The following is a 13,075-nucleotide window of genomic DNA, read 5'->3' as shown; positions in this document are numbered from 1 at the left end:
GTTTCGCTCCGGGTCAAGGGAGGCGCAGCCTGCGCGCATCGCGCGCCTTGCCCTTGAGGCGGAGCGGAACATCCCAGACTGGAACAGGCGCTTTTGAGGGCAGATCTGCCCCTCAAAACGCGTCTCAGCAGTTTTTTTTCACGCCGCGGCGCGGCGCCGGGCCCAACTGGGCGAGGGTTTCGCATGAAATCCGAGGCCGGGCGGGAGAGTGCCCTGACCGGCGGTGGGGGCCGGGCTTACAGCTCGGTGCGCAGGTGCCAGAGTTCGGGGAACAGCTCCACTTCCAGCATGCGTTTCAGGTAGCTGACGCCGCCGGTGCCGCCGGTACCGCGTTTGAAGCCGATCACTCGTTCCACTGTGGTCACATGGTTGAACCGCCAGCGGCGGAAGTAATCCTCGAAATCGACTAGTTTTTCGGCCAGCTCATACAGCTCCCAATGGGTCTCGGGGGTCTGATAGACCGTGGTCCAGGCCTGCATAACCGCGTCGCTGGCTTGGTAGGGCAAGGAGACATCCCGGCTCAGTACCTGGGCAGGCAGCGGCAGGCTGTTCGACAGAAGCCGCAGGGCCACATCGTAAAGCGAGGGCTGCGACAGTTCATTCTCCAAGAGGGCTGTCACATCCGCATCATGGGCGTGGGGGCGCAGCATGGCTTTGTTCCGGTTGCCCAGCATGAACTCAATCAGCCGGTACTGATAGGATTGAAAGCCCGAACTCTGCCCCAGTGAACCCCGGAAATGAGTGTAGTCCGAGGGCGTCATCGTGCGCAGCACATCCCAGGCCGAATTCAGCTGCTCAAAGATCCGCGCCACCCGGGCCAGCATCTTGAACGCCTGCCGGGAATCACCGGCCAGCAGGCAATCGCGGGCGGCGTTCAACTCGTGCACCGCAAGGCGCATCCACAATTCGCTGGTCTGATGCTGGATGATGAACAGCATCTCGTCATGGGCGTCGCTCAGCGGCTTTTGCGCTGTCAGGATCGCGTCCAGCGACAGGTAGTCGCCATAGGACATGCGCCCGTCAAAGGACATTTCGGCGCCGTCCTCGGCCGGGTCAAAGGGTGAGTTAAGAGGGCATTTGCTCATTGGATCTTTCCTGTTCCTTGCTCTTTTATACATCAGGGAAAGGAAAGCGTCCTCCGGTTTAACCGGCAGCACTGAGCCAGGCGGCGCCAGAGCGCCACCCAGCCCGCAGGCCTGCACAAAGGTAGGATATGCGTCGCCCCACTCACGATCAGGTCACGGCGGCGCGCTGTTTGTAGGCGTCATTGTCCCACAGATCGTTTGTCATCACGTCTTTCACGATCGCCACGGCGGTGCGCACGTCGTCGGAGTCGATATATAGCGGGGTAAAGCCAAAGCGCATGATGTCAGGGGCACGGAAATCTCCGATCACGCCGCGTTCGATCAGAGCCTGCATTGCGGCATAGCCTTCGCGGAAGCGGAAGGAGACCTGGCTGCCACGCTGGTCGCCATCGCGCGGCGAGGCAAGCTCCAGCTCGGGACAGACGGCTTCGACCTCGGCGATGAACAGATCACAGAGCTCGATGGATTTTGCCCTTAGATCCTGCATGTCGACCTGGTCCCAGATGTCCATCGCTGCTTCCAGCGAGGTCAGCTGGATCACCGGTGGCGTGCCGACCCGCATGCGTTCGATGCCGCGGCCTGGCCGGTAATCAAGATCAAAGGCAAAAGGGGCCTCGTGTCCCAGCCAACCGGAGAGCGCCGGACGGGCAACCTCGGCGTGGCGCGGCGCCACATAGATGAAGGCAGGGCCACCGGGGCCGCTGTTGAGGTATTTGTAGGTGCAGCCGACCGCGAAATCAGCCTTGCAGCCTGCCAGATCCACCGGCAGGGCACCTGCGGAATGCGCCAGATCCCAGACGGTCAGGGCGCCTGCCTCATGGGCCTTGGCGGTGAGGGTCTTCATGTCGTGCTTGCGTCCGGTGCGGTAATCCACCTCGGTCAGCATCAGCACAGCGACATCATCGGTGATGTTCTCGGCCACCGCCTCGGGGTCGACGACGCGCAGTTCATACTCGGCGCCAAGCGATTTGAGCAGCCCCTGCACGATGTAGAGGTCAGACGGGAAGTTGCCGTTGTCCGACAGAACCACCTTGCGGCTCGGGTTCATCTCCAGCGCCGAGGCGACGGCCTGATAGACCTTGATCGACAGGGTATCCCCCATGATCACGTGATCTTCTTCGGCGCCGATCAGCCGGGCGATGCGGTTGCCGACAGCCGTGGATTTCTGCATCCATCCGGCCTTGTTCCAGCCGGTGATCAGCATCTTGCCCCATTCCTCGGTCATCATGTTGGCGACGCGGTCCTTGGCGGCGCTGGGCAGGGGGCCGAGTGAGTTGCCATCGAGGTAGATCACCCCTTCGGGCAGGTCGAACATGGCCTTGGTGGCGGCAAAATCGGTCATCGGAACCTCGTCTGGCGGGCTGAAAAGAAGGGCCTGAACTGTTTCAAGCTTGAAGGTTTCGGATTTTGTATCCGATATTCAAAAACCTGTCCAGTGCGTGTGGTATTTCTGTAGGACACGCAAAAACGCCGCCGGAAATCCGGCGGCGAAATGTGGTGTGGGGCTATTCCTGCGATCAAGTCTGGCCGCCGGAGATTTCGATGGTCTGCCCGTTGATGGATTGTGATCCGGGCCCGCAGAGCCACATGGCCGCAGCCGAGACTTCTTCCGGCTCGATCAGACGCTGGTGGCGGTTGGCGTGTGTCATGATCTTCAGCGCTTCATCTTCGCTGACACCGGCTCGGGCCGAGATCGAGGTGATGTTTCGCTCCACGATGGGGGTATCTACGTAGCCGGGGCAGATCGCGTTGAAGGTGAAGGGCGTGCCGAGGTAATCCTCGCTCAGCGCGCGGGTGAGGCCGATCATGCCGTGTTTGCTGGCGGAATAGCAGGCACCGCCCTTGAGCCCGCGCAGACCCGCGATCGAGGAAACGGTGATGACCCGGCCCCAATCGGTTTCGCGCATGGATTTCAGACACTCGCGGATGGTCAGGAAGGCACCGTCCAGATTGGTCGCCATCATGTTGCGCCAGAAATCGAGCGTGGTCTTGTGTAGCGCCTTGCCCTCGGCAACGCCGGCATTTGCGACGCAGATCTGGATCGGGCCCCGCGCATCGACGGCGGCCTGGATCTTGGTCACGATGTCGTCTTCGTCGCGCACATCCATCGCCATGGGGTGCAGCCCCTTGGTGGCGACCTCCTCCAGCACCTCCTGTCGCCGTCCGGTGATGGTGACCTCGGCGCCCTGCGCGGCCAGTGCGCGGGCGATGGCGAGGCCGATGCCGGTGCCGCCGCCCGTGACCAGCGCATGTTTTCCAGCCAGCGATGTGGTGTCTTGTGATGTCATTCTGTTCGGTCCTCCCGTGTTTGCGTCCAGCCTAACGGCATGCCGGGGCAGGGCAAGAAAGCCGTCCCGTCACAATTCCGTGTCGGCACTCTTGGGCAAAGGTTTTCTGCCGGGACCATTTACAATCATATTCATAAGTGTGAATTATTGCGCAGCTGTTTTGGGAGGACACCATGAAACCGATTTTTTCCGCTGCATTGATTGCGACATTTAGCGCAGGCGCCGCATGGGCCAGCGAGGACATTGCCGATCAGTACCCACAATCCGAGTTGTACTCTAAGCCGGTCGAGGTGATCCCGCATGTGTTTTCCGCCATCGGAGCCACCGCGCCGCCGACCTACGAGAACTCAGGACACAACAACAATTTGTCATTTATCGTGACCGACGAGGGCGTCGTGGTCATCAACGGCGGCGCTTCGGTGCGTCTGGCGTCGGCGCTTCACGATGAGATCAAGGCGGTGACCGATCAGCCGGTGGTTCTGGTGATCAATGAAAACGGCCAGGGCCATGCGATGCTGGGCAATTCCTACTGGGTCGATCAGGGCGTCGATATTCTGGCGCATGTGGATGCGATCGAAGCCTTCACCGAAGAGGCCGATTTCATCCTGCAGGGCATGGAGCGCTACAACCGCGACAAGGCCGAAGGCACCCGGATCGTGACGCCAAACCTAAGTTTTGAAGACAAATACGACCTGTCTCTTGGTGGTGTGGAGATCAAGGTGATGCACATGGGGCCCGCGCATGACCCGGGCGATACGCAGGTCTGGCTGCCGCAATGGAACATGCTGATTGCCGGGGACATGGCCTTTCACGAACGCATGCTGCCGATCTTTGAGGGGAGCTGTACCTCCTGCTGGCTGGAAACCTGGGAGACCAAGATGGAGCCGCTGAACCCGACCTATGTGATCCCGGGGCATGGCCATCCGACCAACCTCGCGCAGGTGCGCCGCTACACCTACGACTACCTCACAGATCTGCGAGCGAAGATCGGCGCCCATATCGACGAGGGTGGTGATCTGGCTGGCGCTTACTATGTGGACCAGGAACGCTGGAAGGGGCTCGATACCTTCGAGGAACTCGCTACCAAGAACGCCGGGCGGGTCTTCGAGGAAATGGAGTGGGAATGACCCCGCACCCGGTCAGCATGCAAAAGTATACGTAGGAAAGCCCGTAGAATTGTGCAGGATCATGCCGCATCCCGGAACAGATTCGCCGTTTTGGGGCCATTTTGGACATTTTGTCCTTTTCTTTGCGCACAACGGCGCCGCGGGCTGGACCTGTCGGCCGGATAAGAGGACTTTGCGCTCGATGAACTTGTACTCTGCCCCGGATATCGCGATGGTGTGCGCCTGATGCGCTGGATTGATATGCCTCCCGTCTGGTTGTTTGCCTGCCTTATCCTGGCGTGGCTGCAGGCCAGCTATCTGCCCTATGGGCTGACCTTTGGCGGGGCGTGGGCGGATTTCCTTGGTGGAATATTGGTCGGGGGGGGCATCCTTCTGATGCTTCTTGCGGTGGTCGAGATGCGGCGCCAGCACACCACCATCATTCCCCACCAGACACCAAGCCGCTTGGTGCAATCGGGGATCTTCAGCCGCAGCCGCAATCCCATTTATCTGGGCGACATCCTGGTTCTGGCCGGGCTGATCCTGCGGTTTGACGCGGTGCTGTCCTTGCCGCTGGTTCCGATATTCGTCTGGATTTTGGAACGGCGATTCATCGAACCCGAAGAAAACAGAATGCGGCGGACATTCCGTCAGGACTGGGCGCGCTACGAAGGAAAGGTACGCCGCTGGGTCTAAAGTTCATGCGGCGTCGCGGCAAAATGATGCGGCGACGCGGCGAAACGCTTGCGCAAAAATGTTGCGCAGGATAATCAAAATATTTGCGATCCGTACCCGGTGCTTTGCTGGCACGGGCAAGACGAGGGGGACCGACAAGGTGAGAATAGGTACACCAAAGGAAGTAATGAAAGGCGAGGCGCGCGTCGCGATGACGCCGGACTCTGCCAAGCAGCTGCAAAAGCTCGGCTATGACTGCGCCATCGAAACCGGTGCCGGTCAACTGGCTGGTTTCAGCGATGCCGCCTATGAAGAGGCTGGCGTCGAAATCGTGAAAACCGCAGCCGCGCTGTGGAAGACATCGGATATCGTCGCCAAGGTGCGCATTCCGACTGACACCGAATTGAAGCGGATGACAGCGGGTAAGACGCTGATCTCCTTCTTCAACCCCGGTGGCAACGAGGAAGGCCTGGAACTGGCGCGCTCCAAGGGCGCCAATGTCATCGCCATGGAAATGGTGCCGCGCATCAGCCGCGCGCAGAAGATGGACGCGCTGTCCTCGATGGCGAATATCGCCGGCTACCGTGCCGTGATCGAGGCGGGCAACAACTTTGGCCGCTTCTTCACCGGTCAGATCACCGCTGCAGGCAAGGTGCCCCCGGCCAAGGTCCTGGTCGTGGGCGCAGGTGTGGCCGGTCTGGCAGCCATCGGCGCCTCCACCAGCCTGGGCGCTGTGACCTATGCGTTTGACGTGCGCCCGGAAGTGGCAGAGCAGGTCGAATCGATGGGCGCTGAATTCGTCTACCTCGATTTCGAAGAGGAACAGCAGGACGGCGCGGCGACCGGCGGCTATGCGGCTGTCTCCAGCCCCGAGTTCCGCGAAGCACAGCTCGCGAAGTTCCGCGAACTGGCCCCTGAAGTGGACATCGTGATCACCACCGCGCTGATCCCCAACCGCGAAGCGCCCAAGCTCTGGCTTGAGGACATGGTTGCGGCGATGAAGCCGGGTTCGGTCATCGTCGACCTTGCAGCCGAAAAGGGCGGTAACGTCGAAGGCACCGTGATGGATGAGAAAGTTGTCACCGACAACGGCGTCACCATCATCGGCTACACCGACTTCCCGAGCCGTATGGCCGCGCAGTCCTCGACACTTTATGCGACCAACATCCGTCACATGATGACCGACCTGACCCCTGAAAAGGACGGTCAGATCGTGCATGACATGGAAGACGACGTGATCCGCGGCGCAACGGTGACTTTCGACAAGGAAATCACCTTCCCGCCGCCGCCGCCAAAGGTTCAGGCCATCGCGGCGCAGAAGAAACCCGAAGCGCCGAAAGAGCTGACCGCGGAAGAAAAGCGCGCGCAGGAAATCGCGGCCTTCAAACAGCAGACCAAGCAACAGGTCACCCTCTTGGTGATCGGCGCGGCGCTGCTCTTGGGCGTGGGTCTCGTGGCTCCGGCCAGCTTCATGCAGCACTTCATCGTCTTCGTTCTGGCGGTCTTTGTCGGCTTCCAGGTGATCTGGGGCGTGGCGCACAGCCTGCACACACCTCTGATGGCGGTGACCAACGCGATCTCCTCGATCATCATCCTGGGCGCGCTGATGCAGATCGGCTCCGGCTCCTTCCTGGTGATCCTGCTGGCAGCGCTCTCGGTCTTCATGGCCGGTATCAATATTTTCGGCGGCTTCCTTGTGACACGGCGCATGCTCGCCATGTTCCAGAAGTCTTAAGAGCGAGGGAAAACAGATGGAATACGGATTTACCACGGCGGCCTATGTGGTCGCGGCTGTTCTCTTCATCCTCTCGCTGGGTGGTCTGTCGGGACAGGAAAGCGCAAAACGTGCGGTCTGGTACGGGATCGCTGGCATGGCGCTGGCGGTTTTCGCCACGCTGATCGGCCCCGGTTCGGGCCTGTGGCTGCTGTCGCTGGTGCTGATCGCTGGTGGCGGCATCATCGGCTACTTCCTGGCTAACCGGGTGCAGATGACCCAGATGCCGGAACTGGTTGCGGCGATGCACTCGCTGGTCGGTCTGGCAGCGGTTTTCGTGGGCTTTATCGCCCATGTCGAACTGGGCCGCGTTATGGCCATGGACGACAGCGCCAAAGCCTCGCTTGAGGGCTTTGCCAAGCTGCTGGCCAAGAAGGACGGCGTCGAGATCGCAATCCTGCGGGTCGAGCTGTTCCTGGGTATCTTCATCGGTGCGGTGACCTTTACCGGCTCTGTCATTGCTTATGGCAAACTGGCGGGCAAGGTCGGCTCGGCGGCGACGAAACTGCCCGGTGGCCACATGCTGAACGCAGGTGCGGCGGCAATCTCGTTGCTGGCCCTGATCTGGTACTTCAACACCGGCGCGCTGCTGCCGCTGTTCCTGATGACGATCATGGCGCTGTTCATCGGCTACCACCTGATCATGGGCATCGGTGGCGCCGACATGCCGGTGGTTGTTTCGATGCTGAACAGCTACTCGGGCTGGGCCGCGGCGGCGATCGGTTTCTCCCTTGGCAACGACCTTCTGATCGTTGTGGGTGCTCTGGTTGGCTCCTCGGGTGCGATCCTCTCTTACATCATGTGTAAGGCGATGAACCGCTCCTTCATCTCGGTGATCCTGGGCGGCTTTGGCGGCACTTCGGGTCCGGCGATGGAAGTTGAAGGCGAACAGGTTGCGATCGACGCCGACGGTGTTGCGCAGGCCCTGGAAGAGGCCGACAACATCATCATCATCCCGGGCTACGGCATGGCCGTTGCACAGGCACAGCAGTCGGTTTCCGAGCTGACCAAGCGTCTGCGCGCCAAGGGCAAGAACGTGCGCTTTGCGATACACCCGGTTGCGGGTCGTCTGCCGGGCCACATGAACGTTCTCTTGGCCGAAGCGAAGGTGCCTTATGACATCGTTCTGGAAATGGACGAGATCAACGAGGACTTCCCGGAAACTGATGTGGCCATCGTTATTGGTTCCAATGACATCGTGAACCCTGCTGCGCAGGAAGACCCCAACAGCCCCATCGCCGGTATGCCGGTTCTGGAATGCTGGAAGGCGAAACAGGTCTTCGTGTCCAAGCGCGGCCAGGGCACCGGCTACTCCGGCATCGAGAACCCGCTGTTCTACAAAGAGAACACCCGGATGTTCTACGGCGATGCGAAAAAATCGCTGGACGATCTGCTGACCAAGATCAGCTGATCAGTTCCACAGGCCTGCGGGCTGTAACACTCGGAAAAGGCGCCTCTTGTGGGGCGCCTTTTCTGCATTCTGCGGCTAGCCTATGCTGCATGCGACCGCGTTGTATACTGTTGTATCCTGCTAAGGTGTTGAATTGCATACATTCTTTACAGGTCTTGTGGTTTTGGCTATGGTCGCCCTGTACCAGTGGAGACCGTGATGCCCCCGATCCAGGATCACCCGTTGCGCTATCAGCTTGCCAATGAGCTGCACGCGCGTCCTTTTCCGACCATGAAAAGCCCAAGCACCGTGATCTATCTGGCGGTGAAACAGCCCGAGGAAGCCGTGCACCGGGACCGCGGCTTGGATCTTGCGCATCTGATCGATCTGCTGGACCGCCACGGCGCGCCGCACCCGAAACCGGGCGCCACCCATCATGCGGCCCAGCTGGGGCGCCACACCCTGAAGTGGGAACAGCACACCGAATTCGTCAGCTACACGCTCTACAGTGACGGTGTCAGCGAACGGCCCTTTGACCCGGTTGATTTCGAGGTGCTGCCTGGCGATTGGCTGGAACATGCGCCGGGGCAGCGGATCACCTCACTGATGCTCCGTGTCCTGCCACGTCCGGACACGGCGGAGATCAAATCAAAGCTGCAGGACTGGCTGGTGCCCGAAAGCATGGCGGTGTCGCAGGTGCTGGACGACAATGCGGTGGTGGCCGGGGATTTCCGGATCGATCCGGCGGGGCACATGCGGTTTGCTGCCTTCGTGAACCGCGAAACCGGCAGCCGCAGGATTGGCCGCATCGTGCAGCGCTTGTGCGAGATCGAGACCTATCGCGCCATGTCGATGCTGGGCTTTTCCCGTGCCCGGGGACTGTCGCCTACCATCGGAGGGCTGGACACCCATCTGAGTGAAATTATGGCGGAAATGACCGGCAGCAGCGTTCCGGCAGAACAGACCCTGTCGCACCTTCTGACGGTCTCGGCCGAGCTGGAGGCGATGGCCGCCCGCGCGGCCTTCCGCTTTGGCGCCACCGGCGCTTATGAGGCGCTGGTGAACCAGCGGATCAGGCTGTTGCGGGAGGAACGTCTGGAAGGCTTCCAGACCTTCGCGGAATTCATGCTGCGCCGCTATGAGCCGGCCATGCGTACGGTGAAGTCCACTGAAAAGCGACTGGTGACGCTGGCCGATCGGGCACGCAGGGCGGGGGAGCTTTTGCGCACCCGGGTGGATGTGGAGCGCAGCGCGCAGAATCAGGCCTTGCTGGAAAGCATGGACCGCCGCGCCGATATGGCGCTGCGGCTTCAGCATACGGTCGAAGGGCTGTCTGTGGTGGCAATCAGCTACTATGCGGTGTCGCTCGCGTCCTATGCGCTTTATCCCCTTGCCGGACCGCTGGGGCTCAGCAAGGGGATGATGACCGCGCTGATCACTCTGCCGGTTGTGGGGCTGGTGTGGCTTGCCGTCCGGCGGATCCGGAAGGGTCTGCGCTGAGCAGCGCTTGGGTGAGGCTGCCGCCCAGCAGGATCGACAGGATCGCCAGCAGAGCAGCCACGCCAAGGGTGGGAACCCCGGCCAGACCGGCGCCAACGGTGCAGCCACCGGCCAGCACGCCGCCGATGCCCATTAGCACGGCACCTGCCAGATAGCGTCCTGTCTGGGCGGGGCTTTCAAAGCTCTGCCACTTGAACTGTCCGGTCAGCAGGGCCGCAACAAGTGCGCCGACCAGAACGCCACCCACCAGACCGGTGCCAAAGCTGCCGGAGACGGCGCTGGAGGCGACGACGTAGAACAGGGTGTCAGCAGACGGCGCGGTGAAGGACAGGCTTTCCATCGCGATGGGATCGAATTCGTCAAACAGCACAAAGCCAGTGCCGACCCAGGCCAGCGGGACCAGCAGGCCAATCACAGCCGCGCCAACCAGCACAGGGATACGGTTGCCAGAGCGCAGGGCAATGGCAAGTGCGGCGAGCGCAATCAGCAGGCCCCAGACGAGCGCGCCGCCGGGCAGGGCCGCCAGCGTGGCGTAATCGCCGAGCGGAACAGTGACGGCGCCAAGGCTGGTGCGCAGTGGCGCCAGAACACCCTTCAGCGTGGCATGGGCGGTGATCGCAAAGACCGAGATAACTAGCAGGGCGCGCAGGTTGCCACTGCCGCTGAGAACCATCAGCCGGGACACGCAGCCCCGGGTCAGGATCATGCCGACCCCGAACATCAGACCACCTGCGATGACGGCCAGCACCGGCAGATCTGCGGCGAGTAGGCGGTGATCGTCAAAGCTGATCCAGCCCTGCAAGACGGCGGCCTGGGTGCCGAGCACAGCAATGGCCAGCGCCATGGCCCAGACGCCAGCGGCTTCGCGGCGGTCACTGCCGTCGATGGTGCGACGCAGGCAGAACCGGGTCAATTGCGCCAGCGCGCCAAAGACAAGGCCCAGCCCCAACGCGAACAGGACAGAAGCCTGGCGTGCGGTGGTCTCTTCAAAACCGAACGTTTCGAACATGATACTCTCCATACCGGAAATCGGAACTTTTTCCCGAAATGGCGCGAAATATCCAAGCGAGCAAGGCCAGTATCGCAGTTGTCGACGGGTATCTGCAGGACAAAGTTCCCGGTAGCGGAGGGCTGGCAGAAAATGAATCCAGATGGGGCAGGGTGCCCCAAAACAAACCGGCCGCCCTGTTGGGGCGGCCGGTGGTTATGTTCTTATTTGAATATGTGCGGGTGTGTCCCGTCTGGCTTGCGGCTCAGCGGCCCCGGATACGCGGATCCAGCGCATCACGCAGGCCGTCACCCAGATAGTTGACGCTGAGAACGGTCAGCGAGATCGCCATACCGGGCCAGAACACGCGCTCAGGGTACTGCTGCAGATAGTCGGTGGCATCAAACAGCAGACGGCCCCAGGTTGGGAAGTCCGGCGGGAAGCCAAGACCAAGGAACGACAGCGAGCTTTCGGTGATGATCGCGGTGGCGATCCCCAGCGTCGCGGACACCATGATCGGCGACAGCACGTTCGGCAGGATGTGTCGGGTGATAAGCTTGCCATCCGAGGTACCGATGGAGCGGGCCGCCAGAACGAATTCACGCTCCTTGATGGCCAGGACATCGCCACGCACGATCCGCGCCGTGGGCATCCAGCTGGTCACGCCGATCGAGGTCACGATCAGGATGAAGATCCCCTGTTCGGGGCCAAAGGCCGCGTTCAGCGGTTCGCGGAACAACAGCATCATCACCAGCAGAAGCGGCAGCAGGGGCAGCGCAAGGAACAGGTCGGTGAGACGCATCAGCGGCCCGTCCAGCTTCTTGAAAAAGCCCGCGACAACACCCACGAAGGAACCCAGGAACAGCGCCAGCAGCATGGCCGTCAGACCCACCGAAACGGAGGTCGATCCACCGGCCATCATCCGGGCCAGCATATCGCGGCCCAATTGGTCGGTGCCGAAGGGATGCGCCCAGCTTGGACCCTGGTTCCGCGCGCGGATATCGATCCTGGTGGCTTCGATATCCCAGAACATGGGGCCTAGATACACGGCCAGAATGATGAACAGGAACAGCGCCCCGCCCATCAGGGCGCCACGGTGAGATTTGAACTGATCCCACACGTCCAGCCATTGGCTGCGCGGCGGGTTGCTCGGGACAGGATTGCTCAGCTCAGTCATAGCGGATCCTTGGGTCAAGAATGCCGTACAGTACGTCGGCGATCAGATTGAACATCACGATCAGCACCGCGAAGATGAAGGTCAGGGTCTGCACCATCGGCAGGTCGTTGGCCTGAATGGCGCCGATCAGTAGCTGACCGATTCCGTTCACCTTGAACACCTGCTCGGTGATGATGGCGCCGCCGAAGATCGCTGGGATCCCCAGTGCGATCACAGTGACAACCGGGATCATCGAGTTGCGCAGCACGTGCACCATGACCACGGTATATTCGCTCAGACCCTTGGCACGGGCGGTGCGCACGTAGTCCTGATTGAGGTTGTCCAGCATCGAGGCCCGCATGAAGCGGCTCAGCTGGGCGGTGATCTGCAGTGCCAGCACCATTACAGGCATGATCATCTGTTGCAGCTGTTTGACGAAGGCGTCCCAGCTGTCAACGACCAGGGTGGTGTCATAGATCGACGGGAACCATCCAAGCTGCACCGAGAAGATCACGATGACCAGCACGCCGGAGAAGAACGGCGGCACGGAGAAGCCGACCATGGACACGAAGGTGCCCATCTGGTCGAACCAGCTGTATTGGCGGTAGGCCGAGTAGATCCCGATGGGCAGGGCGATCAGGATTGCAACCACATAGGCGGTACCGACAACCCACAGGGTCTGCGGCATACGCTGGATCACGATGTCCATGACGGGCGAACGGGTCTGCCAGGAGATCACGCGCAGATCGCCTTCGGAAAAATTGGAGCCGAAGTAGTGGTCAATCATGACCTGCGGCTCGATCCAGAAGAACTGCACAAGCCACTTCCAGAACCGGATATGGGCGGGTTGGCCAAGGCCAAGGGCCTCGCGCATCTTTTCTTTTACTTCGGGGGGGACGGTCAGCGGGACCTGCGCCATGGGATCGCCAGGGGCGAGCTCCAGCAGCAGGAAAATCACGAGGCTGATGAACAGCAGCGTCGGAACCGATAGGATCAGTCGCCTGATTGTAAAGGTCAGCATCAGGTGGGCGCCTTTGATGTTCGATTTCAGAATTAGGAAGCAGGGCCGGAGGCCTCGGGTCCATTATACCCGCGCGCTAAAGCGGATCTGGG

The 13,075-nt window shown here is 61.1% G+C and carries 11 protein-coding genes; 5 read left to right on the top strand and 6 right to left on the bottom strand.

The genetic code is table 11. The features are described from left to right. Positions 1–236: 236 nt before the first annotated feature. From kynA to SM764_RS12315, 3 genes are all read right to left on the bottom strand, one after another. Positions 237–1,085 carry a tryptophan 2,3-dioxygenase gene (gene kynA / locus SM764_RS12325; RefSeq protein WP_368947511.1) on the bottom strand — a complete coding sequence of 283 codons (849 nt, stop codon included), beginning with the start codon at positions 1,083–1,085 and terminating at the stop codon, positions 237–239. Positions 1,086–1,233: 148 nt separating this feature from the next. Beyond that, positions 1,234–2,427 carry a kynureninase gene (gene kynU, locus SM764_RS12320; RefSeq protein WP_369001902.1) on the bottom strand — a complete coding sequence of 398 codons (1,194 nt, stop codon included), beginning with the start codon at positions 2,425–2,427 and terminating at the stop codon, positions 1,234–1,236. Positions 2,428–2,602: 175 nt separating this feature from the next. Continuing rightward, positions 2,603–3,373 carry an SDR family NAD(P)-dependent oxidoreductase gene (locus tag SM764_RS12315; RefSeq protein WP_065273085.1) on the bottom strand — a complete coding sequence of 257 codons (771 nt, stop codon included), beginning with the start codon at positions 3,371–3,373 and terminating at the stop codon, positions 2,603–2,605. A 173-nt stretch (positions 3,374–3,546) separates the two neighbouring features. Here SM764_RS12315 and SM764_RS12310 point away from each other — a divergent pair, with 173 nt between their 5' ends. From SM764_RS12310 to SM764_RS12290, 5 genes are all read left to right on the top strand, one after another. Then, the gene (locus tag SM764_RS12310; RefSeq protein WP_369001901.1) at positions 3,547–4,500 is read left to right on the top strand and encodes an MBL fold metallo-hydrolase; all 954 of its coding nucleotides are present in this window, start codon (positions 3,547–3,549) and stop codon (positions 4,498–4,500) included. Between the two features lie 225 nt (positions 4,501–4,725). Further along, a complete protein-coding gene (locus SM764_RS12305) occupies positions 4,726–5,175 on the top strand; it encodes a methyltransferase family protein (RefSeq protein WP_274833516.1) in 450 nt (149 codons plus the stop codon). Between the two features lie 139 nt (positions 5,176–5,314). After that, positions 5,315–6,889 (top strand): Re/Si-specific NAD(P)(+) transhydrogenase subunit alpha, encoded by a 1,575-nt coding sequence (locus SM764_RS12300; protein WP_065273088.1) that lies wholly within the window; start codon positions 5,315–5,317, stop codon positions 6,887–6,889. 16 nt (positions 6,890–6,905) lie between these two features. After that, on the top strand, positions 6,906–8,339 hold the full coding sequence (locus SM764_RS12295; protein ID WP_369001900.1) for an NAD(P)(+) transhydrogenase (Re/Si-specific) subunit beta: 1,434 nt from the start codon (positions 6,906–6,908) through the stop codon (positions 8,337–8,339). A 198-nt stretch (positions 8,340–8,537) separates the two neighbouring features. Then, positions 8,538–9,818, top strand: coding sequence for a DUF3422 family protein (locus SM764_RS12290; protein ID WP_369001899.1), 1,281 nt, complete (start codon positions 8,538–8,540; stop codon positions 9,816–9,818). Here SM764_RS12290 and SM764_RS12285 read toward each other — a convergent pair. From SM764_RS12285 to SM764_RS12275, 3 genes are all read right to left on the bottom strand, one after another. After that, a complete protein-coding gene (locus tag SM764_RS12285; protein ID WP_369001898.1) occupies positions 9,754–10,827 on the bottom strand; it encodes a YeeE/YedE family protein in 1,074 nt (357 codons plus the stop codon). The two genes, SM764_RS12290 and SM764_RS12285, sit on opposite strands and share 65 nt — an antisense overlap. Before the next feature lie 244 nt (positions 10,828–11,071). Continuing rightward, positions 11,072–11,983, bottom strand: a complete 912-nt coding sequence (locus SM764_RS12280; RefSeq protein ID WP_274828842.1) for an ABC transporter permease — start codon at positions 11,981–11,983, stop codon at positions 11,072–11,074. Further along, positions 11,976–12,983, bottom strand: a complete 1,008-nt coding sequence (locus SM764_RS12275) for an ABC transporter permease (protein ID WP_065273093.1) — start codon at positions 12,981–12,983, stop codon at positions 11,976–11,978. The genes SM764_RS12280 and SM764_RS12275 overlap by 8 nt, the downstream gene beginning before the upstream one ends. Positions 12,984–13,075 lie beyond the last annotated feature (92 nt).

This window comes from Pseudophaeobacter sp. 1A16562 (assembly GCF_041008785.1).
GTDB classification, from domain to species: Bacteria; Pseudomonadota; Alphaproteobacteria; order Rhodobacterales; family Rhodobacteraceae; genus Phycobacter; species Phycobacter gallaeciensis_A.
Note: the sequence above shows the minus strand (reverse complement) of the source record. Positions and strands in the feature narration are given on the sequence as shown.